The sequence below is a fragment of the Amycolatopsis pithecellobii genome (assembly GCF_009707865.1).
Taxonomy (GTDB): domain Bacteria; phylum Actinomycetota; class Actinomycetes; order Mycobacteriales; family Pseudonocardiaceae; genus Amycolatopsis_E; species Amycolatopsis_E pithecellobii.
The window spans coordinates 16639-37356 of sequence record NZ_WMBA01000064.1 but is presented as its reverse complement, the minus strand read 5'-3'; the positions used below and the strand labels follow the sequence as shown (position 1 = coordinate 37356).

The 20718-nt window shown below is 69.6% G+C and carries 23 protein-coding genes; 9 read left to right on the top strand and 14 right to left on the bottom strand.

The genetic code is table 11. From position 1 onward, the window contains the following. Window positions 1-6 precede the first annotated feature (6 nt). On the top strand, window positions 7-798 hold the full coding sequence (locus GKO32_RS30595) for a copper homeostasis protein CutC (protein ID WP_312868830.1): 792 nt from the start codon (window positions 7-9) through the stop codon (window positions 796-798). Here GKO32_RS30595 and GKO32_RS30590 read toward each other — a convergent pair. The 4 genes from GKO32_RS30590 to GKO32_RS30575 all read right to left on the bottom strand — a co-directional run bounded on the left by GKO32_RS30590 (window position 795) and on the right by GKO32_RS30575 (window position 4063). Next, window positions 795-1433, bottom strand: coding sequence for a DedA family protein (locus tag GKO32_RS30590; protein WP_312868828.1), 639 nt, complete (start codon window positions 1431-1433; stop codon window positions 795-797). The two genes, GKO32_RS30595 and GKO32_RS30590, sit on opposite strands and share 4 nt — an antisense overlap. Window positions 1434-1516: 83 nt before the next feature. Further along, on the bottom strand, window positions 1517-2518 hold the full coding sequence (gene lipA / locus GKO32_RS30585; protein ID WP_312868827.1) for a lipoyl synthase: 1002 nt from the start codon (window positions 2516-2518) through the stop codon (window positions 1517-1519). Between the two features lie 26 nt (window positions 2519-2544). Then, on the bottom strand, window positions 2545-3483 hold the full coding sequence (locus GKO32_RS30580; protein WP_154760376.1) for an oxidoreductase: 939 nt from the start codon (window positions 3481-3483) through the stop codon (window positions 2545-2547). 73 nt (window positions 3484-3556) lie between these two features. Next, entirely contained in the window at window positions 3557-4063 is a 507-nt protein-coding gene (locus GKO32_RS30575; protein ID WP_154760375.1) for a hypothetical protein, read from the bottom strand. Window positions 4064-4194: 131 nt separating this feature from the next. Between GKO32_RS30575 and GKO32_RS30570 the strand changes: the two genes are divergently transcribed. Further along, window positions 4195-4785: a TetR/AcrR family transcriptional regulator gene (locus tag GKO32_RS30570; RefSeq protein WP_154760389.1), complete on the top strand. Its 591-nt coding sequence runs from the start codon at window positions 4195-4197 to the stop codon at window positions 4783-4785. A gap of 13 nt (window positions 4786-4798) precedes the next feature. Beyond that, window positions 4799-5734, top strand: coding sequence for an LLM class F420-dependent oxidoreductase (locus GKO32_RS30565; protein WP_312868826.1), 936 nt, complete (start codon window positions 4799-4801; stop codon window positions 5732-5734). A 188-nt stretch (window positions 5735-5922) separates the two neighbouring features. Here the strand turns inward: GKO32_RS30565 and lipB are convergent, their stop codons facing one another. From lipB to lpdA, 5 genes are all read right to left on the bottom strand, one after another. After that, window positions 5923-6660, bottom strand: coding sequence for a lipoyl(octanoyl) transferase LipB (gene lipB, locus GKO32_RS30560; RefSeq protein WP_312868825.1), 738 nt, complete (start codon window positions 6658-6660; stop codon window positions 5923-5925). Then, window positions 6657-7274 (bottom strand): phosphatase PAP2 family protein, encoded by a 618-nt coding sequence (locus tag GKO32_RS30555; protein WP_312868824.1) that lies wholly within the window; start codon window positions 7272-7274, stop codon window positions 6657-6659. Before GKO32_RS30555 ends, lipB begins: the two co-directional genes overlap by 4 nt. Window positions 7275-7285: 11 nt before the next feature. Further along, window positions 7286-8155, bottom strand: coding sequence for a TIGR01777 family oxidoreductase (locus tag GKO32_RS30550; RefSeq protein ID WP_154760374.1), 870 nt, complete (start codon window positions 8153-8155; stop codon window positions 7286-7288). 72 nt (window positions 8156-8227) lie between these two features. Next, window positions 8228-9991: a 2-oxoglutarate dehydrogenase, E2 component, dihydrolipoamide succinyltransferase gene (gene sucB / locus GKO32_RS30545; protein WP_154760373.1), complete on the bottom strand. Its 1764-nt coding sequence runs from the start codon at window positions 9989-9991 to the stop codon at window positions 8228-8230. Between the two features lie 56 nt (window positions 9992-10047). Next, window positions 10048-11421 (bottom strand): dihydrolipoyl dehydrogenase, encoded by a 1374-nt coding sequence (gene lpdA / locus GKO32_RS30540; protein ID WP_312868822.1) that lies wholly within the window; start codon window positions 11419-11421, stop codon window positions 10048-10050. A 187-nt stretch (window positions 11422-11608) separates the two neighbouring features. On the opposite strand from lpdA, the gene GKO32_RS30535 reads away from it, so the two are divergent. Then, a complete protein-coding gene (locus tag GKO32_RS30535) occupies window positions 11609-11932 on the top strand; it encodes an oxidoreductase (RefSeq protein ID WP_312868820.1) in 324 nt (107 codons plus the stop codon). 209 nt (window positions 11933-12141) lie between these two features. Here the strand turns inward: GKO32_RS30535 and GKO32_RS30530 are convergent, their stop codons facing one another. Then, window positions 12142-13647 carry a leucyl aminopeptidase gene (locus tag GKO32_RS30530; RefSeq protein WP_312868818.1) on the bottom strand — a complete coding sequence of 502 codons (1506 nt, stop codon included), beginning with the start codon at window positions 13645-13647 and terminating at the stop codon, window positions 12142-12144. Between the two features lie 77 nt (window positions 13648-13724). Here GKO32_RS30530 and GKO32_RS30525 point away from each other — a divergent pair, with 77 nt between their 5' ends. Further along, a complete protein-coding gene (locus GKO32_RS30525; RefSeq protein WP_312868816.1) occupies window positions 13725-14699 on the top strand; it encodes a hypothetical protein in 975 nt (324 codons plus the stop codon). Here GKO32_RS30525 and GKO32_RS30520 read toward each other — a convergent pair. After that, window positions 14668-14952, bottom strand: coding sequence for a hypothetical protein (locus tag GKO32_RS30520; RefSeq protein WP_312868815.1), 285 nt, complete (start codon window positions 14950-14952; stop codon window positions 14668-14670). The two genes, GKO32_RS30525 and GKO32_RS30520, sit on opposite strands and share 32 nt — an antisense overlap. 132 nt (window positions 14953-15084) lie before the next feature. Between GKO32_RS30520 and GKO32_RS30515 the strand changes: the two genes are divergently transcribed. Next, window positions 15085-16188 (top strand): branched-chain amino acid aminotransferase, encoded by a 1104-nt coding sequence (locus tag GKO32_RS30515; RefSeq protein WP_154760372.1) that lies wholly within the window; start codon window positions 15085-15087, stop codon window positions 16186-16188. 42 nt (window positions 16189-16230) lie between these two features. On the opposite strand, the gene cobT is transcribed toward GKO32_RS30515, so the two are convergent. After that, window positions 16231-17289, bottom strand: coding sequence for a nicotinate-nucleotide--dimethylbenzimidazole phosphoribosyltransferase (gene cobT / locus GKO32_RS30510; RefSeq protein WP_154760371.1), 1059 nt, complete (start codon window positions 17287-17289; stop codon window positions 16231-16233). Here cobT and GKO32_RS30505 point away from each other — a divergent pair, their 5' ends adjacent. Together GKO32_RS30505 and GKO32_RS30500 are read left to right on the top strand one after the other, a co-directional pair. Then, on the top strand, window positions 17290-17970 hold the full coding sequence (locus GKO32_RS30505) for an IspD/TarI family cytidylyltransferase (RefSeq protein WP_312868814.1): 681 nt from the start codon (window positions 17290-17292) through the stop codon (window positions 17968-17970). It abuts the gene before it with no gap. A gap of 116 nt (window positions 17971-18086) precedes the next feature. Beyond that, window positions 18087-19184 carry a glycosyltransferase gene (locus GKO32_RS30500; RefSeq protein ID WP_154760370.1) on the top strand — a complete coding sequence of 366 codons (1098 nt, stop codon included), beginning with the start codon at window positions 18087-18089 and terminating at the stop codon, window positions 19182-19184. Between the two features lie 45 nt (window positions 19185-19229). On the opposite strand, the gene GKO32_RS30495 is transcribed toward GKO32_RS30500, so the two are convergent. Next, the gene (locus GKO32_RS30495; RefSeq protein WP_312868813.1) at window positions 19230-19886 is read right to left on the bottom strand and encodes a DUF3043 domain-containing protein; all 657 of its coding nucleotides are present in this window, start codon (window positions 19884-19886) and stop codon (window positions 19230-19232) included. Between the two features lie 161 nt (window positions 19887-20047). Here GKO32_RS30495 and GKO32_RS30490 point away from each other — a divergent pair, with 161 nt between their 5' ends. Next, the gene (locus tag GKO32_RS30490; RefSeq protein WP_154760368.1) at window positions 20048-20413 is read left to right on the top strand and encodes a HesB/IscA family protein; all 366 of its coding nucleotides are present in this window, start codon (window positions 20048-20050) and stop codon (window positions 20411-20413) included. A gap of 54 nt (window positions 20414-20467) precedes the next feature. On the opposite strand, the gene GKO32_RS30485 is transcribed toward GKO32_RS30490, so the two are convergent. Continuing rightward, a complete protein-coding gene (locus GKO32_RS30485) occupies window positions 20468-20641 on the bottom strand; it encodes a hypothetical protein (RefSeq protein WP_154760367.1) in 174 nt (57 codons plus the stop codon). Window positions 20642-20718 lie beyond the last annotated feature (77 nt).

The following is a 20718-nucleotide window of genomic DNA, read 5'->3' as shown; positions in this document are numbered from 1 at the left end:
GGCGCTGTGCGGATCGAGTTGAGTACCGACACCGTCGAGAGCGCGGTCGTGGCGGACAAGCTGGGCGCGGACCGGATCGAGCTGTGTTGCGCGGGCGCGCTCGGCGGGCTGACCCCGGGGCCTGGCCTGCTCGCGGCGACGCTCGCGCGATGTCACCGCGCGGAGGTGCATGTCCTGATCCGCCCGCGGGAAGGCGATTTCGCGTACTCACCGTCCGAAGTGGACGCCATGCTGACCCATGTCCGGCACGCGGTGCGCTCTGGCGCGGCGGGTGTCGTCGTCGGGGCGCTGACCGCACGGGATGAGCTGGATACCGCGGTGCTGGCGGACCTGATCGCCGCCGCCGGCCTCCCGGTGACGATCCACCGCGCGATCGACGTCTGCCGCGATCCCGTTGCGGCGGTTGAAGTCGCGGCGTCCCTCGGTGTCCACCGCGTGCTGTCCTCCGGCGGCGCGCCACGTGCGGAGGACGGCATCCCGGTGCTACGGCACATGGTCGCCGCGGCCGGCGACCGGCTCGCGGTGATGGCCTGCGGTGGTATCCGGCCACACTGTGCCGTTCGTTACCAATCCGACGGCAGCCACGGCGGAACGGGTTTCCACGAGCAGGTCGGCCGCGGACCGTATCCGCCTACTTTCGGTCGGATTGGTAGTGCCCTTGCTGTCGCGGAAGAGACCGGGGTCCGCGACCTGCACGCCGCCCCGCGCCGCCCGGCCCCCACATCGGCGGCAGGCTATGGCGCGCATGCGTTACTGGACGAGGAAGCCGCGCGGGCGCTGATCGAGCTGGTCCGCTAAACCGTCGAGTCCGTCTCTTCCTTCGGCGTCGCGGCGCGCTTTTTGCGCCACCGCAAGAAGAAGAACACCCCGACGGCGGCGAGCACGGCCAGGATGATGAACCCGCCCGTGCTCATCGCGCCTTCGATTTTCTTCGCGGCCTCACCGAGCGCCACCCCGATGCTGATGTGCAGCGCCGACCACGACAGCGCGCCGGCGAACGAGGCGGGCAGGAACTTCCGGAACGGCAGGCCGGAAGTGCCGGCGGCGGCCGGCATCAAGGTCCGGATCACGGGCAGGAAACGGGCGAAGAACACCGCCAGCGCGCCGCGCCGGTGCAGGATGCCGGTCGCCCTGTCCCACGCGTCCACTCCGTGGTTCTGGATCAGTTTCGTCTCGCGCAGCCGCGGCCCCCACCGCCGCCCGATGGCGAAGCCGATCGTGTCGCCCAAGGTGGCGCACACGGTGACCACGCCCCAGAGGATCAAGAACCGCGGCACGGTGTGCGCCGTCGTCGCGGCCACCAGCAGACCCGATTCGCCGGGCGCGAGAAAGCCCAGCCCGATGGTGCATTCCAGAAACACCAGCAGGCCGGTGGCGCCGACGAGCGCCGGCTGCGGAAGGCTCTGCAGCCAGTTCAGGATGTCGGTGACCACGCTCGCTCCCCTGTCCGTTTTGTCGCGTTGGCCTCAACCTAGCGCGGCCGGTGGGGGAGTGGCATCAGGGGCGAACCCTGAATTCAGCGAGTCAGCAGGCTCGCGGCCTCCTGCGCGGCGGGCCCGGCCTCGGCCAGGTGGGCGAGATTCGACGGCAGCGGCTCACCACGGTGCTGCTTCGTCTGCGCGTACAGCCGGCCCGCGCGGTACGACGAGCGCACCAGCGGACCCGCCATCACCCCGGCGAACCCCAGCGACTCGGCCACCTGCGAATGCTCCACGAACTCCTCGGGCTTGACCCAGCGGTCCACCGGATGGTGCCGCACCGACGGGCGCAGGTACTGGGTGATCGTCAGGATCTCGCAGCCGGCGTTCACCAGGTCACGCATCGCGGGCTCGACCTCGTCCGGCGTCTCGCCCATGCCGAGGATCAGGTTCGACTTCGTCACCAGCCCGGCCTCGCGCGCCTTCGTGATGACCTCGAGCGAGCGCGCATACCGGAAACCGGGGCGGATCCGCTTGAAGATCCGCGGCACGGTCTCGACGTTGTGCGCGAGCACCTCGGGCCGCGCGCCGAACACCTCAGCCAGCTGCGCGGGCTCGGCGTTGAAGTCGGGGATCAGCAGCTCGACGCCGGTGCCGGGGTTGAGCGCGTGGATCTGGCGCACGGTCTCCGCGTACAGCCACGCGCCACCGTCCTTCAAGTCATCGCGGGCGACGCCGGTGACGGTCGAGTAGCGCAGCCCCATCGCCTGCACGCTTTCGGCGACGCGGCGCGGCTCCTCGCGGTCCAGCGCGGCGGGCTTGCCGGTGTCGATCTGGCAGAAGTCACAGCGTCGGGTGCACTGGTCGCCGCCGATGAGGAAGGTCGCTTCGCGGTCTTCCCAGCATTCGTAGATGTTGGGACAGCCGGCCTCCTCACACACGGTGTGCAGACCCTCACGGCGGACCAGACCTTTGAGCTCGGTGAACTCGGGGCCCATCTTCGCGCGGGTCTTGATCCAGGACGGCTTCTTCTCGATCGGCGTCTCGGCGTTACGAACTTCGAGCCGCAGCAGCTTCCGACCTTCAGGCACGACACTCACCTGAGCCAGAGTACGCTTCCGCGCCCTCAGTCCGGGTCCGGCGTGACGCCCGTCAACTTCGCGGTGAGCTCCCACAACGCGATGCCCGTCGCGTGATCGAGAGCGGTTGCCACCGGCGTGACGAACCGGGGCTGACCCCACATCTGCAGCAGGGCCGGGGCCACGTAGTCGCCGCCGTTGACGCCCGGTGCGGCGGCCGCGTACAGCTGCGGCAGTGCGCCGGTTCGCACGGTCTGCGCGATCAGCAGGTCGCCGAGCTTGCTCGCGCCGCCGAGCAGGGCGCCGAGGGGCCAGGGGTACGACTTCGCCATCGTCGGGACCAGCTCGGTCGCCGCGTACCCAGGCGCGGCCACGACGCTGGAGATGTCGACCTGCGCCGTGCGCAGCCGCCGGTCGAGCTCGAGCGCGAACACCTGGTTGGCCAGCTTGGAGCGGCCGTAGGTGGCCGCGGGGTTGAAGGGTCGGCGCTCGTAGCCGGGGTCGTCGAAGTCGAGCTGCACGCCGGCGGCGCCGATGCTGGTCAGCGTCACCACCCTGGCGGACGTACCACCACGCAGGGCCGGCATCAGTAGCCAGGTCAGCGCGGCGTGCCCGAGGTGGTTCGTGCCGAACTGCAGCTCGAACCCGTCCTTGGTGCGGGCGCGCGCCGCGGCGATGAGCCCGGCGTTGTTCATCAGGATGTCGAGGCTGTCGCCGCTCAGTTCCCGCACCTCGGTAGCGGCCCGGCGGACGGAGGCGAGGTCGGCGAGGTCGAGCCGGATCAGCTCCGGCTCGACGGCCGCGACAGCCTTGACGGCGCGCAGTGCCTGTTCACCACGTCCGGCGGAGCGGCAGGCGAGCAGCACCCGCGCTCCCTTGGCCGCGAGGACTTTCGCGCTCTGCAGGCCGAGTCCCGAATTAGCGCCGGTGATCAGTGCCGTGCGCCCGGACTGGTCCGGGATGTCGGCTTCCGTCCACTTCGACATAGATGGATGTTAGAGCGGCGCGAAGCGTCTCGATGAGGGGCGGCGGTCGGGTGACGGGCGGGGTTAACTACAGCTACGCCGTGGGCGCGAGCATCTTCAGCAGCTGGCCCAGCGGAGTGCGCCGCGGTGCTTCGAGGCCGGGACCGTGCCGCAGTAGCGCGGTGACAGCGGCGCCGACTTTTGTCAGTTCCTCGGCCGGCTCGCCAGGGTCGGCCATGCCTGCCGCGACGGCCAGCATGCGCTGCTCGGCCTCGTGCATCCGGCGCGGCGCCGGATAGTCCGCGACATGCGCGTCCAGCACCGCGCGCAGGGTGCGGTTCGCGCGCACCGCCCGGCGCCATGCGCGCGTGACGGCCTCGACGTGGTCGGTGGTCTCGCCCTCGAACTCAGTGCGCAGATAGCCGCTGAGCAGCCGGTTCCAGCGGTGCTGGAGGGCGAGCAACAGCTGCTCCTCGTCGCCGAAAACCTCGGTCGCGCCCGGGATTCCGGCGAACGGCAAGGGCGCCTGTGGATCGCGCGCAGCCTGTCGCAAAACCGCGTCGGCGATATCTCGTCGTTGGTAGAAGTCGTTCCAGCCCATGGGTCTTTCCCCTTCTGTGACCCACTGCATACTGCGGGTTTTCCGCATACTGTCGGTATGTCACCGACGTCAGCGAACATACCACGAGTATGTGAAGCTATGCCCTGGCGTAAGCTGTGGCGGTGGCGACAATGCGGTCCAGGCGGCTCGACTATTCGGAGTCCACGCGATCCGCGCTGGTGGACAGCGCCGTCGAACTGTTCACCAAACGCGGGTATGCGGGCACGTCGCTGGACGAGGTAGCCAAGCGGGCAAGGGTGACGAAAGGCGCGCTCTACCACCATTTCAGCGGCAAGCAGGCGCTCTTCGAAGCCGCGTTCGCACAGGTGGAAAGCGGGGTTTTCGGGCGGCTCGAAGAAATCATGAACGGCCCGCAGGCGGCGTGGGAACGGGCGCTGGGCGGGTTGCGGGAATTCATTTCCAGCTGTCTCGACCCGGCCTATCAGCGCATCGCCATTCACGAGGCGCCCGTGGTCATGGGCTGGGAACGCTGGCGCGAGGCGGAGGACAGGGCGAGCTTCGGTCTGATCCGCTCCAGCCTCGAAGATCTCATCGAAGCAGGTGAGGTGGACAACGTGCCGGTGGAGATCACCGCACGGCTGCTTTTCGGCGCTTTGTCCGCCGCCGCAACGGAAATCGCGAGCTCGCCCGACCCGAAGAAGGTCGGTGCTCAGGTCGAGACGGTGATCACTCAGCTGCTCACTCGGGTGCGGCGGAACTGAGTACTGTGGGGCCGTGGACTTACGGATCTTCACTGAGCCCCAGCAAGGGGCCACCTATGACGACCTTTTGCGTGTGGCGCAGAAAGCCGAAGAAACGGGTTTCGACGCGTTCTTCCGATCCGACCATTTTCTCAGCATGGGCGGCGTTTCCGGTCTGCCCGGCCCCACGGACTCCTGGGTGACGCTCGGCGCGATCGCCCGCGAGACGTCCCGGATCCGGCTCGGCACCCTGGTCACGGCGGCGACCTTCCGGCACCCATCGCTGCTCGCGATCTCGGTGGCCCAGGTGGACCAGATGTCAGGCGGGCGGGTCGAATTCGGCTTCGGTTCGGGCTGGTACGAGGCCGAACATCAGGCTTATGGTTTCGACCTGCCCCCGTTGAAGGAACGATTCGACCGGTACGAAGAGCAGCTCGCGATCATCACCGGCCTCTGGGAAACTCCGGAGGGGGAGACGTTCAGCTTCTCCGGTAAGCATTTCCAGCTCGTGGACGCCCCCGGGCTACCGAAGCCGGCGCAGCGCCCGCGGCCACCGGTGATCATCGGCGGCGGGGGCAAGAAGCGCACCCCAGCGCTCGCCGCCCGCTACGCCGACGAGTTCAACGTTGCGTTCCGGGACCCCGAAGGCGCCGTCGCCCAACTCGAACTGGTCGACGCAGCCGCACGCGCGGCCGGCCGCGATCCCAAGGAAATCACCCGCTCGATAGCCCAAACCGTCGCGATCGGCGCCACCGACGCCGAGGTAGCCCGCCGCGCTGCGACAATCAGCCGGGACGTCGACCAACTCAAGCGCGACGGCCTGGCCGGCACACCGGCGGAGGTACTGGACAAGATCGGCGTGCTACGCGAGCAAGCCGGAATCAGCAGGATCTACCTGCAGGTACTGGACTTGTCGGACCTGGGCCACTTGGAACTGATCGCAGCCGAAGTGATGTCCAAATTGGACTGACGAGGTCCCGTTGGGCCAGTTGTCCCGGAGCCAGCCCGCCGGCGAGGCATTCTTTTTGGTCGTGCTTCGCGCGATGCCCTTCGGGCTCTGGCGGGTGTCCGGGCGCTGGGCGCCCTCGTTCCAGCGTGGGTATGGGCGTTGGGCCCCTTCGGCTTTCGCCCACGGCCGGCGGCTGGCGTCCTTCGATTTCAGCCCTGCAGGGCGAAAGTCACTCCGGCCGCTTCCGGTGCCGCCGGGCGCGGCAGCCAGCGGTCGTCGCTCACGGCCAGTTCGCCGTCAAGCGCCGCCAAGACCGCGTCGCGTGCCAGGGGGAGTGCCTCCGCCACCGTGACGTCCCGCTCCAGTTCGTAGGACAGCGACGTCACACCCGCATCGCGGATGCCGCACGGCACGATTTTGTCGAATGCGCCCAAATCAGCGTTGCAGTTGAGCTCGAACCCGTGCATGGTGACGCCCCGCTGGACCCGGATGCCGATCGCGGCGATCTTGCGTTCCGGTCCACGGTCATCGGCCGGGACCCACACGCCGCTGCGGCCTTCGACCCGGCCGGTGTGCACGCCGAACTGGTCGCACACCTTGATCAGTGCCTCTTCCAGCCGCCGAACGTAGTGCACGACATCAATGGGGTCACCGAGTTTGATGATCGGGTACCCGACGAGCTGACCCGGCCCGTGCCAGGTGATTTTGCCGCCGCGGTCCACGTCGATGACCGGGGTGCCGTCCACCGGCCGGTCCTCCGGCTCGGTCCGCTTGCCCGCCGTGTAGACCGACGGGTGCTCCAGCAGCAACATGGTGTCCGGCGCCGAGCCATCGGCTCTGGCGTTCAGGTGGGTGCGCTGCAGTTCCCAGGCTTCGAGGTAGTCGATGACACCGATGGTGCGGACGTCAACCGGTTCGGTGCCGGCGCGGCAAGAGGAAACGCTCACAAAGGCAGGCTACGCCGTTCAGGGACGGGTCCCGGTAGGAGCCGCACCACAGCGGCAGCAAGCAAACCGACACCCAGCACACCCAGCACCGCACCGACCGTGTCCGACAGCCAGTGCACGCCCAGAACCAGCCTGGTCAGCGCGACGAGCACCGTCAACAGGCCCGATCCGACCGCCACCCGCCTTGTCAGCGCCGGGGCGAGCCACCGGCACAGCAACGTCGCCGCGAGCGCGGTACTCGCGATCGCCACCACATGCCCGCTGGGATAGCTGAACTCGGCGTACGCACGCGGCCGTTCCCGCACGAAGATCGGCTTCCCCAGCCAGCTCGTCAGCCGCGCCGCGCCATAGACAACGAGTACCCGCACGACGATCAAGGCCTCCCGGCGCAGTCCCCGGTACCACGCCAGGATCGCGCCCACGAGCAGGCCGGCCACCGCGGCGGCCGGCAGCACGAGGCCGAGCAGGTCGCTCACGATCTTCGTCAGGTTGCCGAAAGTGCCGCGCCACAACCCCTGGAACGCGCCGGTCACCGTCAGATCGATGCCCAGCGGTTGCTTCGCGACGGCGAGACCGAGCGCGACGAACAGGCCGAGGAACAGCACGCCGGTCACCGGCCAGCGGATCACTGTGCGGCCGCCAGTGCGGAGTCCACAGTGGAATGTTCGAACCGGTAACCCGCCTGCCGCAGCACCGTGGGCACCGCGCGGACGGACGCCAGCACCATGTCGTCCGCGGCCTCGCCGAGGGCGAGCCGCAGCGCCGGACCGGGCACCCACCACGGTGCCGGTCGGTGCAGCGCACGACCGAGCGCACGGGTGAACTCCGTATTGGTCACCGGCTCCGGTCCGGTGAGGTTGACCGGACCGGCCACACTGTCGTGCTCCAGCAGGAACCGGATCGCCCCGATCTCGTCCCGCTCGGCGATCCACGACTGGTACTGCGCGCCGTTGCCGAGCCGGCCACCCAAGCCGAGGCGGAAGAGCGGTTTCAGTGGCCCCAGCAACCCGCCGCGGCGACTGAGCACGAGGCCCGTTCGCACGGAGACGACCCGCGCTCCGGCGCGTGCCGCGGGAGCTGTCGCGGCTTCCCACGTTTCGCACAGATGGGCCAGGAAACCCTCGCCGACCGGGGTGCTCTCGTCGACCACGATCGCGCCGCAGTCACCGTAGTAGTTCACCCCGGAAGCGTTGAGCAGCACGGGAATCCCGTGTTCAGCGACCGCTTCGGCGAGCACCTCCGTCGGCTCGATCCGGCTGTCGGCGATCAGCTGTTTCCGCGCCGCGCTCCACCGCGTCACCATCGTCGAACCGCACAGGTTCACCACCGCGTCCACGCCCTTGAGCGCGTTGTCGTCGATGCGCCCGGCCGGCGGATCCCAGCTGTACTCCCCGTTGCCGCGCACGAGCCGGCGTACCTCGTGCCCGGCGTCGTTCAGCGCCTCGACAAGGGCGTTACCGATGAGCCCGCGGGAACCCGCGACCAGGACACGCATGGGTTCACCTTAAGCCGCAACAAGCAGGGGCCGCTTCGCGAAACACTGTCGCGAAGCGGCCCCTTTCCTTGCCTAGAGCCCGAGTTCGTCCTCGAAGTGGCCTTCTTCGAGGCGGTGCTTGATCGTGGTCAGGAACCGCCCGGCGTCGGCACCGTCGATGAGCCGGTGGTCGTACGTCAGCGCCAGGTAGGCCATCGACCGGATCGCGATCGTGTCCTGCCCGTCGGCGTCGGTCACCACGACCGGCCGCTTCACCACCGCGCCGACGCCCAGGATCCCGGACTGCGGCTGGTTGATGATCGGCGTGTCGAACAACGCGCCGTTGCTGCCGAGGTTGGTCACCGTGAAGGTGCCGCCCGACAGCTCGTCCGGCTTGATCTTGTTGTTCCGCGTGCGCGCCGCGATGTCGGCGATCCCGCGGGCGAGGCCCGCCAGGTTCAGCTCACCGGCGTTGTGGATCACCGGCGAGATCAGGCCCCGCTCGGTGTCCACCGCGACCGCGAGGTGCTCCTCGCCGAAGTAGGTGATCTCCTTGGTTTCCTCGTTGAGGTACGCGTTGACGTTCGGATGCTGCTTGAGCGCCTCGACCGTCGCCTTCGCGAAGAACGGCAGGAACGTCAGCTTGACGCCCTCACGCTCGGCAAAGGACGCCTTGGCCTGCTGGCGCAGCCGCGCGACCTTGGTGACATCCACCTCGAACACCTGGGTCAGCTGGGCCGAGGTCTGCAGCGACTCGCGGGTGCGCTGCGCGATGACCTGACGGATCCGGCTGGCCTTCTGCACCGTGCCACGCAGCGCGGCCAGCTCCGGCGACGCCGCGGCGGCCGGGGCGCTCGGACGCTGCACCGCCGGGGCGGCTGCGGCCGGAGCGGGCGCGGCCTGCTGCTGCTTGGCCTCGGCCGCCGCGAGCACGTCCTGCTTGCGGATCCGGCCGCCGACCCCGCTGCCGGTCAGCGAGGTCAGGTCGATGCCGTGCTCGGTGGCGAGCTTGCGCACCAGCGGAGTGACATACGGGCCGCTGCCGTTGTCCTGCGGCTCGGCCGCCGGCTTCGGCGCCGGTGCCTGCGGGGCGGGTGCCTGCGCGGCGGGCTGCTGAGCCGGTGCGGGCGTGGGCTCCGGCTTCGGCGCGGCCTTGGGCGCCTCCGGTTCCGGCGCCTTCTGCTGCTGCGGCTCGGGCTGCTTCGGCTGCTCCTGCTGCGCGGGCGCGGCGGAGGCGTCGCCGATGACAGCGAGCTGCCCGCCGACCTCGACCGTCTCGTCCTCACCGACGCTGATCTCCAGCACCGTGCCGGCGACCGGCGAAGGCACCTCGGTGTCGACCTTGTCCGTCGAGATCTCCAGCAGCGGTTCGTCGACCGCGACCGTGTCACCGACCTGCTTGAGCCAGCGGGTGACCGTGCCCTCGGTGACGCTCTCGCCCAGCTCCGGCAAGGTCACCGGGGTGCCCTGCGCGGAACCACCCGGCGCCGGCTGCGCGGTCGGCTTCGGCGCGTCACCGACCTCCGGCGAACCCTGCGCCGCCTGCGGCTCGGGTTCCGGCTCGGGTTCCGGCTGCGCCTGCTCGGCGGGCGCCGGCGTACTCGCCTCGGCACCGCCCGAACCGTCGTCGATCACCGCGAGCTCGCCGCCGACCTCGACGGTGTCGTCCTCCTTGGCGACGATCCGCGCCACGACACCGGCGACCGGCGAGGGCACCTCGGTGTCGACCTTGTCCGTGGAGATCTCCAGTAGCGGCTCGTCGACGGCGACCGTGTCACCCTCTTGCTTCAGCCACCTGGTGACAGTTCCCTCGGTGACGCTCTCCCCGAGCTCCGGCAGTGTGACGGAGTAGGCCATCGTTCGCTGACTCCCTTTACGTCTTTGTTTCCGTGGTCTGGTCTGGTGGAGGTACGTCAGCTGTGCACGTGCAGGGGCTTGCCCGCCAGGGCAAGGTGTGCTTCGCCGAGAGCCTCGGTCTGGGTCGGGTGGGCGTGGATCAGCGGCGCCACATCCTCCGGGAACGCCTCCCAGTTGTAGATCAGCTGGGCCTCGCCGATGAGCTCACCGACACGGTCGCCCACCAGATGCAGGCCGACGACCGGCCCCTCCGGTGCCTTGACCAGCTTCACCGCGCCGGACGTCTTGAGGATCTGGCTCTTGCCGTTGCCGGCGAGGTCGTAGGTGAACGTGGTGACCCCAGCGCCGTACTTGTCCTTCGCCGCCGCCTCGGTCAGCCCCACCGAGGCGACCTCCGGGTGCGAGTAGGTGACGCGCGGGATGCCCGCTTCGTCGACCGGGCGCGGGGACAGGCCCGCGATCTCCTCGGCGACGAAGATGCCCTGGGCGAAACCGCGGTGCGCCAGCTGCAGGCCGGGCACGATGTCGCCGACGGCGTAGACGTTCGGGATGTTGGTGCGCAGCCGGTCGTCGGTGAGCACGAACCCGCGCTCCAGCTTGACCCCGGCCTCCTCGTAGCCGTGGCCCGCGGTGTTCGGGCCGCGGCCGACGGCGACCAGCAGCAGGTCCGCGTCGATGGTCTCGCCCGATTCGAGCGAAACGCTCACGCCCTTGTCGTCCTGCTTGGCGCCGGTGAACTTCACGCCGGTCTTGAAGGCGATCTTGCGACGGCGGAAGGCGCGTTCCAGCTGCTTGGACGCGAACTCGTCCTCGTTCGGGACCAGGCGCGGCAGCGCTTCGACGATCGTCACGTCCACCCCGAAGGAGGCCCACACGCTGGCGAACTCGACCCCGATCACGCCGCCGCCGAGCACGACGACCTTCTCCGGGATGTAGTCCAGCGACAGCGCGTCCTCGCTCGCGATGATCCGCCCGCCCAGCTCCAGCCCGGGCAGCGTCCTCGAGTACGAGCCGGTGGCCAGCAGCAGGTTCTTGCCGGTGTGGCGGCGGCCGTCGACCTCGACGGTGGTGCCACCGACGTAGGTACCGGTGCCCTCGACCAGGTTGACCTTGTGCGCCGCGGCGAGACCCTGCAGTCCTTTGTAGAGCCGCGCGATGATCTGGTCCTTGTACTTGTTGACGCCCGCGATGTCGATGCCCTCGAGGACCGTCTTCACCCCGAACTGCTCGCCGTCACGCGCCGAGTCGGCGACCTCCGCGGCGTGCAGCAGGGCTTTCGTCGGGATGCAGCCGCGATGCAGGCATGTCCCGCCCAGCTTGTCCTTCTCGATCAGTGTCACGGACAGGCCCAGCTCGGCGGCCCGGAAGGCCGCGGCGTAGCCGCCTGATCCGCCACCAAGGATCACCAGGTCGGCGCCAGCGTCGGTCACTTGACTTCTCCTCGAAGAGCTCGTCGGCGATGCTCGTTCCGCATGGGTTCAACGTCGTATTACGTCCGAACCCTCATCATCTTGTCACTACGGACTTCCCAGTTGCGAGGTAGCCGGGTGTGTTACTCGGCGCATTCTCCCGAGCCGGGATAATGACTGGTGAGAACGCGGAGAGGGGTGGTCGGCGGTGGGCCTGTTCGACTCGCTGCGCCGGAAACGCAGGGCAGGCACGTTGCGCGGGGCCAGTGAGCGTGACACGCGGCACCTCGATGCCTGGGCCGCGGCGCGGCACGGGGTCGAGGCCTATGTGGAACCTCGCACGACCGTGACCGAAACCACGGTGGTCCTGATCGCACACGACGGCGAGTGGACCCGCCGCCGGATCGGCAGTCTCGATGCGGCGCAGAACTTCGGCCGCAAGCGCGGGATCCCGGTGTACGAGGTGGCGAAGGTCGGTTACCCCAACCGAATGCGCGAATACACCCAGCGCCAAAAACGATCCCAAGCCTAACTCGCGAGTCGCACGTTGCATGCGCGCGAGTTGCGCGTTCCCGCCGCGCGAGTTGCGCGTTCCGGTTGGGCGAGTTGCGCGTTCCGGTTGGGCGAGTCGCAGGTTCCCGTGGCGCGAGTTGCGCGTTCCCGTCGCGCCGAACGCACAACTCGGCCGCGTGCAACGCACGACTCGCGCGCACGGAACGTGCAACTCGCGGAAGGCGGGGGTCAGCCGTTTTCGGCGATGTCCGCCAAGACGGCAGCGATGGTGCGGACCGGGACCCCGGTACCGCCCTTGCTCGTGTAACCCCACGGCCCGCCCGTGTTGTACGCCGGGCCCGCGATGTCGATGTGCACCCACGGCAAGCCCTCGGCGACGAACTCACGCAGGAAGATCCCCGCCGCGAGCATGCCGCCCCAGCGGTGCCCCGTGACGTTCGCCAGATCCGCGAGCCGCGAGTCGAGATCACCGCGCAGTTCCGCGGGCAGCGGCATCGGCCAGCCGCCCTCACCGATCGCCTGCGCCAGAGTGGCGACCCGGTCACGGAACTCGTCCGACCCCATGATCCCGGCGGTGCGGGTGCCGAGCGCGACCACCTGCGCGCCGGTCAGCGTCGAGGTTTCGATGAGGTAGTCGGGGTCGTCCTCGGCGGCGCGCACGATCGCGTCGGCGAGCACGAGGCGGCCCTCGGCGTCGGTGTTGAGCACCTCGACGGTCTTGCCGCCGTACATGTTCAGCACGTCACCGGGCCGGTACGAGGTGGCCGAGGGCAGGTTCTCCGCGAGCGGGATGTTGGCGGTCACTTCGAGCGGGTACTTGAGTTTCGCGGCCAGCACCACCGACGCGAGCACCGCGGCGGCGCCCGACATGTCCGAGGTCATGTTGTCCATGTTCGCGGCGGGCTTGATCGAAATACCGCCCGAGTCGAACGTGATGCCCTTGCCGACGAGCGCGATCTTCTTGCCGGCCTTCGGTCCCCGGTAGGTCACGCGCACCAGCCGCGGCGGCCGGGAGGAACCGCCGCCGACGCCGAGGATGCCGCCGAAACCCTTGCGCTTCAACGCTTTCTCGTCGAGGACCTCGAACTCGAGGTCGTTGTCCTCGGCCAGTTTCCTGGCCCGCTCCGCGAATGAGGCCGGGAACAGGTCGTTCGGCGGGGTGTTGATCAGGTCGCGCGCGATGATGACGGACTCCGCAACCGCGGTCGCCGCCTTGAGGGTTGCCTTGTGCGCACGGGAAGTTCCGTCGGCGGGCTGCACGAAGTCCACTGTGGACACCGGCGCGTCACCGCGGTCGGACTTGTACTCGGTGAACTTGTAGGCGCCGAGCGCGACACCCTCCACCGCGGCCCGAAGGTCCACAATGGATGGAAGGAACAGTGCGCGAGTAGTACCGGCCAGCGACCGGGCCACCGCGCCACTCGCCCGGCGGACCTGCTCCGGGGTGACCGCACCGTCCTCACCGGCCTTGCCGAGGCCGACCGCGTAGACGATGTCGGCGTTCAGCTTGCCCAGTGTCGGCAGCTTCACGATCTCCTCGGCCTTGCCGGTCGCGCCGAGCGTGGCCAGCACCCCGGCGAGCTTGCCGTCGAACGCGGCGTCGATCGCCTCGGTGCCGGGCGCGAGGACGGCTGCCTTCTCACCCTGGAGCGTGCCGATCACAACCGCCTCGGCCCGGCTCTTGCCCAGCGCGGTCTCGGTGTTTTCGTACAGGGCAAACTTCGGCACGGTCACTTATGGCTCCTCGCGCGCATCGGATGATGTGGATGTTTTGCCATGCTAATGAATGAACCGGATGCGGAGAAAGGCAGGTGGCAGCGGTGCGGCTCGGTGCCGGGCTGGGGATTGCGCTCGCCGTGGGCGCGGCCGCGGGCGGCTGGTGGCTGCCGGCCGCGGTGGGACTCGCCGGTGTGCTCGTGCTCCTGGCGCCGCGCGCCGAACTGCCGTCACGGGTCGCCCCGCTCGCTGACGGCGCGCGGCTGGTGGCACGACTGGGTTTGGTACCGGTGTTCGCCTCGGCTGTGGGGGTCTACCTGGTGCCGCAGTACCGCGTGCCGGTGGCGGTCGGGGTCGTCGTGGTGGTGACAATGGTGGACGCCTTCGGGTTGGTCCTGCCGCGGTTCGTGCGTGGCTGGATTCTGGGGATCCTGCTCCTCGCGGCGGCCGGGGTGATCGCGTTGTGCCTGGCGATCGCACCCGAGCGCGGGGCGGGGCAGGGGCCCGCTGTCACGGGGTTGTTCGCGGCCGCGGCGGTGCTGGTCCCGCTGCTCGGCCGGCCCGTGCGCTGGACCGTGGGTGGCGTCATGGCCGGGGCGGCGGTGTGCGCGGTGGCGCTGTACCAACTGGGTCCGGTCCGGTTGGGACTGTCCGACGCGCCGCTGCGTGATTTGCTGGCCGCCGTCGACGGGCAGGCGATCGAACCGCTGCTCGCCGGTGTCGTGGTGATCGCGGCGGTGCCGGCGGCGTTGGGTGCGCTGACCGAGGCGCGGGGTGACCTGCCTCGGCCTGTGGGGTCTGTCGTGTGTGGACTACTGGCCGCCGCGGGAGCGGCACTGCTCGAACCCCGGCAGGCGGTCCTCGTCGCGGCCACGCTGGCGGTGGCCGAAGTGCTGGTGCGCAGCCTGCTCACGCTGTCCGCCCGGCGGCGGGATGTGCGTTCGGTGCTGAGTGCGGCGCTCGCGATCACCTTGCTGGCCTGGCTCCCGCCGGTGGACCTGCTGATCGCCGTCGCCGCGATCGCGGTGGGCGTGCTGCTCAGGCGGCCAGCGCCATCGCCAGCACGGTGAGGACCGCGCCGACGCCGACCAGGATGAGCAGCGACTTGACGGAGAGGTCACGGGGGAAGACCCGGTCGCCATGGGACTTGCGCCACCAGATGACCCCGAAAACCCCGCCGACCACCGCGAGGATCGCGCCGAAGACGGACAGCAGCAGGTAGCCGACCAGCAGCAGCACGCCACCGGCATAGGTGAGCAGTGCGGCGGCGGCCAGGGTACGGATGTCCGAGCCCGTACCCGCGGAGACGCTGTTTTCGGTCACGCTGCCGATGATACTGGCCGGAATGCGTCTTCCAGCCGGTGCGGGTGGCGGTGCAAGCCGTCTGCGTGGTGAAACGAGGCCCGAAGGAAGCGGGAATTCTCGGACGTCCAACTAAGAGATATTCTGTGCGGCATGACTACGACTGTGCCCTTCACGCGAACCCTGAACCCGGCTCCTGCTTCCGATGAGCAGGTAGCCGAGGTACTCGCGGCCCCGGGCTTCGGTCGTTACTTCACCGATCACATGGTCACCGTGCGCTGGGATACCGAGCGGGGCTGGCACGACGCGGGCCTTCGCCCGTACGAGCCGGTCACCCTGGACCCGGCCACCTCGGTGCTGCACTACGGCCAGGCGATCTTCGAAGGGCTCAAGGCATACCGCCAGCCCGACGGTTCGATCGCGGCCTTCCGGCCGGAAGCCAACGCGGCCCGGTTCCGCAACTCCGCGCGCCGGCTGGCGATGCCGGAGCTGCCGGACGAGCTGTTCCTCGGTTCGCTGCGGGAGCTCATCGCCGCTGATTCGCGCTGGGTGCCCACAACGCCGGGTGACACGCTGTACCTGCGCCCGTTCATGATCTCCACCTCGATCGGGCTCGGCGTGAACTCGCCGGCCGCGGACTACCTGTACACGCTGATCGGTTCGCCGGCCGGCTCCTACTTCACCGGTGGCATCAAGCCGGTGAGCGTGTGGCTGAGCACCGAGTACGTGCGGGCGGCGCCCGGCGGCACCGGCGAGGCCAAGTGCGCCGGCAACTATGCGGCGTCGTTCCTCGCCCAGGCGCAGGCCGTCGAGCAGGGCTGTGACCAGGTGGTCTGGCTCGACGCCGTCGAGCGGCGCTGGGTCGAGGAAATGGGTGGCATGAACCTGTTCTTCGTCTACGGCTCCGGCGCGAACGCCCGGATCGTCACGCCCGAGCTGAGCGGTTCGCTGCTGCCCGGCGTGACGCGCAGTTCCTTGCTGCGGTTGGCGGAGGACTTCGGCCACCAGGTCGAGGAACGGCGGATCTCCACCGAGGAATGGGAAAAGGACGCTGCTTCCGGTGAGCTGACCGAGGTGTTCGCGTGCGGCACCGCGGCGGTCATCACCCCGGTCGGCCGCGTCAAGCACGCGAGCGGCGAGTTCCTGGTGAACGGCGGTGAGCCGGGCGAGCTGACGATGAAGCTGCGCGGCGAGCTCATCGGCATCCAGGAGGGCACCCGTCCCGACCCGCACGGCTGGATGAGCCCGCTGTCCTGAGCCGGGCAGGCCGCCGTCGCTTCGGTGACGGCGGCCTTTCCGTCAACGCGGCGGGGTGATGCCCGCGTCTTCATACGTGGCGACGTCGGTGAGCAACCGGGCGGCCATCGCCAGCAGCGGCATGGCGGCGAGCGCCCCCGCGCCGGCGCCGAGGCGGATGTCCAAGTCCAGCAAGGGTTTCGCGTCCAGATGGTCGAGCGCCAGCGTGTGCGCCGGTTCCGCGCAGCGATGCGACGCGACCCACCACGACCGTGCGTTCGGCGCCAGTTCCTCCGCGACGAGCGCGGCCGCCGCGGAGGCGAGGCCGTCGAGCAGTACCGGCGTGCGGCGGATCGCGGCTTGTGCGAGGAACCCTGTCATCGCGGTGAGGTCCGCACCCGCGGCGGTGCGCAGCAACGCGATCGGGTCCACCAGCACCGCGCGCGCCCGCCGCAGCGCGTCGCGGATCGCAGCGGCCTTGCGCATCCACGCGTCGTCGTCGATCCCGGAGCCGCGGCCGACGACCGCCACCGGCTCGCTCCCGGTCAACGCCGCGACCAGCACCGACGCCGGCGTGCTCACCCCGGCCCCCACGTCGCCCGCGGCGAGCAGATCCGCACCGGCGTCGATCTCCGCGTCGGCGATCGCCACCCCGGCCCGCAGCGCCGCCTCGACTTCGGCTTCGGTGAGCGCGTCCTCGGTGTCGATCGAGCCGGAACCCTTTCGTACCTTGAATTCCTGCACTGGTGTTTCGGCGTCGACGGCCAGGTCGACGACCCGGACGCCGACTCCCGCAACGCCGGCGAGCGCGTTAGGCGCGCCGTCACCCTTGAGCAGCGCGTCGACCAGTTGCGCCGTGGCCCCGGCGGGATACGCCGAAACACCCTTGGCCGCGACCCCATGATCCCCGGCGAAGATCACCACACGCGGCCGCTTGAACGGGCGCGGCGGGCAGGCACCCTGGCAGGCCGCGATCCACGCACCCAGCTCCTCGAGCCTGCCGAGGGAACCGGCGGGCTTGATCAGCGTCGCGTGCCGCCGCCGTGCCTCGGCGCGGGCGAGCTCGTCAGGCTGGGGGATATCGGTGAACTCGGGTCGGGTCACGGAGCTAGATTCCCCCATGTGACAGAACCTTCTGCGGCCGGGGTCGTGCTGGCCAGCGGCTCCGGGACCCGGGTCGGCGCGAGCCTGAACAAGGTGTATCTCCCGCTGGCGGGCCGTCGGATCGTGTCCTGGTCGCTGTCGGCTTTCGCAAAGGTGCCCGAGATCGGGGTGCTGGTGCTGGTGACCCGGCCGCAGGACGCGGAACTGGTCGCCGAAGTGGTGGCTGACCAGGGCGTGCCGATCGAGGTCGTGCACGGCGGCGGCACCCGGCAAGAGTCGGAGCTGCGCGCGCTGCGGCATCTCGCCGGACGTATCAGCGGCGGCGGGATCGACACGGTGTTACTGCACGACGGCGCGCGCCCGCTGGTCACGCCCGCGCTCATCGCGGAGGTACTGCGGACCGCGCGGGAACACGGGGGCGCGCTGCCCGGGCTCGAAGCCGACGACATCATCGCCGAGGACGGCCCCCGGTTGTCCGGGACGGTCGTTCGTGCGCAGACACCCCAAGCGTTTCGCGCCGGGCCCTTGCTGGCCGCTTACGAGGAGGCGGCGCGCACGCGTTTCGAGGGCACGGACACCGCGTCGGTCATGGAACAGTGCTCGAACCTGCCGGTGCACTGGGTGCGCGGCGACGAGCGGAACTTCAAGGTGACCTACCCGCATGATCTGGTCGTCGCCGAGCAGGTCCTCTCGGCTTAGGGTGCGCGATGGGGTAGGACCCAGGCTCTGACGGACCCGGGTGGGGGCGATCCACCCGAAGTGGTCCCTGACGCGGCCATCATGGCGACGATCAGCTCGTGAAATGGAGTCTTTGAGTGCGCATCCTGTTCAGTGTCGTGCCCGCGTCGGGCCACGTCCTGCCCCTGCTGCCCTTGGCCGACGCCGCGCGCCGGGCCGGGCACGACGTCGCGTTCCTGTCGGGGCGCGGGGCAGCGGAGATGGTCCCGGGGTTCGACGTGTTCGAGGTGGGCCCGTCGGTCGAGGAGGCGATGGCCAAGACCGCGCAGCGCCTCAGCGGGGACGACGGCGCCCAGCCGGGTCTCGGCGCGATCGAGATGTTCGGCGGAGTCCGCATGGAGGGCTACGGGGACGAGGCCGTCCGCGTCTCCGGCGAGTTCGCCCCGGACCTGGTGGTCCACGACGTGGTCGATGTGGTCGGCCCGTTGGTCGCAGCGGTCCTCGAGGTGCCGATGGTCGAGCATCGCATCAGCGGCCCGCTCCCCGCGGAGCTCTTGGGGGCGGTCGCGGACCGTGCGCTCACCGGGTATGCCTCGTTCGGCGCGGTCAGGCCGGTGCCCTTCGCGGTGGTCGACCCATTCCCGGACGTGCTCCTCGACGAGGCGGAACGCGACCATGCGCCCGGACGGGTCGCGCTCCGGCCGCAACCGCACAGCAGTGGACCATCCGTGAAGTTGCCGGAGCTGCCCGGCCCTGTCGCGCTGGTGACACTCGGTACTTCGGTGCGCGAGCCGGAGGCGCTGGCGGCGCTGGTGACCTCGGTCGCGGAGGCCGGGGCGTCGGTGCTCGTGACGGTCGCCGACCTCGACGTCCCGGATTCGGTGCGCGAACGCGTGCGGGCGATCGGGTTCGTCCCGCTCGCACAGTTGCTGCCGGTAGCGGACGTGGTGGTCAGCGCCGGCGGGAGCGGCACGGTGCTGGCCGCGCTCGCGGCCGGCAAACCACTGGTGATCCGCCCGTTCCTCGCCGATCAGCCGTGGAATGCCGAGCGCATGGCACGTCTGGGGCTTGCGGTCGCCATCGAGGACCCGGCGACCGCCGGCGAAGCCGTGCGCAAGGCCCTCGATGACGAAAACTATCGTCGCACGGCCATGGCGGTCGCAACCGAACTCGCTCGGCTTCCCGACGCGGACCAGGTTTTACGGCAGCTGCTCGGCCGTATGCCGCAGGGCTGATCGGCCGCGAAGCTCGGCGGCCGGTCGCCCCCCAGCTGCGCTGGATCAGGGGATCGGGTCGCCGGGCTTGAGGCGCGGCTTGGGCATGCGCAGCTTGCGGATCTGGCTGGAGCGGACGAACGCGTACCAACCGATCGAGCGGCCGTTGATCGTCTCCTTCGGGAACCGCTCGCGGGCCAGGCGCGCGACGCGGCGGCCGGTGAAGAAGCCCTCGACGACCATCGCCAGCAGGACCACTGTGCACAGCAGCGTCGCGTACTGCTGCAGCACGGGGACCGGCGCGATCATGGCGATCAGGACCAGCACGGCCAGCGGCATGAACAGTCCGGTGAGGTTGCGGCGGGTGTCGATGAGGTCACGCACGTACGCCTTGACCGGGCCCTTGTCGCGGGGCAGCAGGTACCGCTCGTCACCGGCGGCCATCCGTGCCTGACGTTCCTTGGCCGCGGCCCGGCGCTCGTCCTTGCTCTGCGGGTTGGCCTTGCGCAACTCCCTGTTGCGCCGCATCGCCTCGCGCGTGGTCTTCGGCGGCGCGCCGACCGGCCCGCGGCGTTTGCCCTCGGCTTCGCGGCGCTTCGGGGTGGCCCGGCCCTTGCCCGGCGTGTACCCACGAGTGTGAGATTCGACGCTTTCGGCCACCTCGGCGGCCTCGGTTTCGGGGCTGTCTTCGGTGGTCGTGCCGTTGCGGCGTAGGAACCTCACCGGACCAGGATATTCCAGGCGTGTGCGCAGGTGTTCGGCCGGTCGCAGGATGTGCGACGATGGAAATCTGACGCGTAGCGTGGAACAGAATGGGCATGAGCGATGTTGCCTGGTTACAGGAGGCATCCGTACCCGTCACAAGCAACACCTGAGGGAGAGCCATGACGACCGCTGAGACCGGCGCCCCGCAGACCGAGGCCACCCACGGCGTGTCCTTGACCGCCACGGCCGCTGCCAAGGCGAAGGCACTGCTGGACCAGGAGGGTCGCGACGACATGCACCTGCGCATCGCCGTCCAGCCGGGTGGCTGTGCCGGCCTGCGCTACCAGCTGTTCTTCGACGAGCGTGAGCTGGATGGCGACCTGTTCCGGGACTTCGACGGCCTGCGTGTGGCCGTGGACCGGATGAGCGCCCCGTACGTGCAGGACGCCGTCATCGACTTCGTGGACACCATCGAGAAGCAGGGCTTCACGATCGACAACCCGAACGCCACCGGCTCCTGTGCCTGTGGTGACTCGTTCCACTGAGTCTTCGTAGCCGAAACGGGCGCCGACCGGTTGGTCGGCGCCCGTTTTCGCATGTCAGACGTATTCGCCGAGGCCCTCGACCTGAGAGTGGCAGGTCTCGTCGACCGTCCAGGGCCGTGGGGCCGGCGGGGTGGGCGTGGACGGCCGCTGCTCGCGAAGATCAGCGGGGATGGACGCGCAGTCGCTGATCAGCTCGGCGAGTGTTTCGGGTTCGGTCAAAGTATTCACGATCGGGACGTTAATGCCGAACGGCTCTGCCGCGACAGAGCTACCAAACGGTAGTGTCGGGTCGCGCGGCGGATTCG

Coding starts and splice junctions, on each gene's coding strand:
- GKO32_RS30580 (WP_154760376.1), bottom strand. CDS start 3,483: ATGTCGAAGTGGACGGAAGCCGACATCCCGGACCAGTCCGGGCGCACG.
- GKO32_RS30575 (WP_154760375.1), bottom strand. CDS start 4,063: ATGGGCTGGAACGACTTCTACCAACGACGAGATATCGCCGACGCGGTT.
- GKO32_RS30570 (WP_154760389.1), top strand. CDS start 4,195: ATGCGGTCCAGGCGGCTCGACTATTCGGAGTCCACGCGATCCGCGCTG.
- GKO32_RS30550 (WP_154760374.1), bottom strand. CDS start 8,155: ATGCGTGTCCTGGTCGCGGGTTCCCGCGGGCTCATCGGTAACGCCCTT.
- sucB (WP_154760373.1), bottom strand. CDS start 9,991: ATGGCCTACTCCGTCACACTGCCGGAGCTCGGGGAGAGCGTCACCGAG.
- GKO32_RS30515 (WP_154760372.1), top strand. CDS start 15,085: ATGACTACGACTGTGCCCTTCACGCGAACCCTGAACCCGGCTCCTGCT.
- cobT (WP_154760371.1), bottom strand. CDS start 17,289: ATGGGGGAATCTAGCTCCGTGACCCGACCCGAGTTCACCGATATCCCC.
- GKO32_RS30490 (WP_154760368.1), top strand. CDS start 20,048: ATGACGACCGCTGAGACCGGCGCCCCGCAGACCGAGGCCACCCACGGC.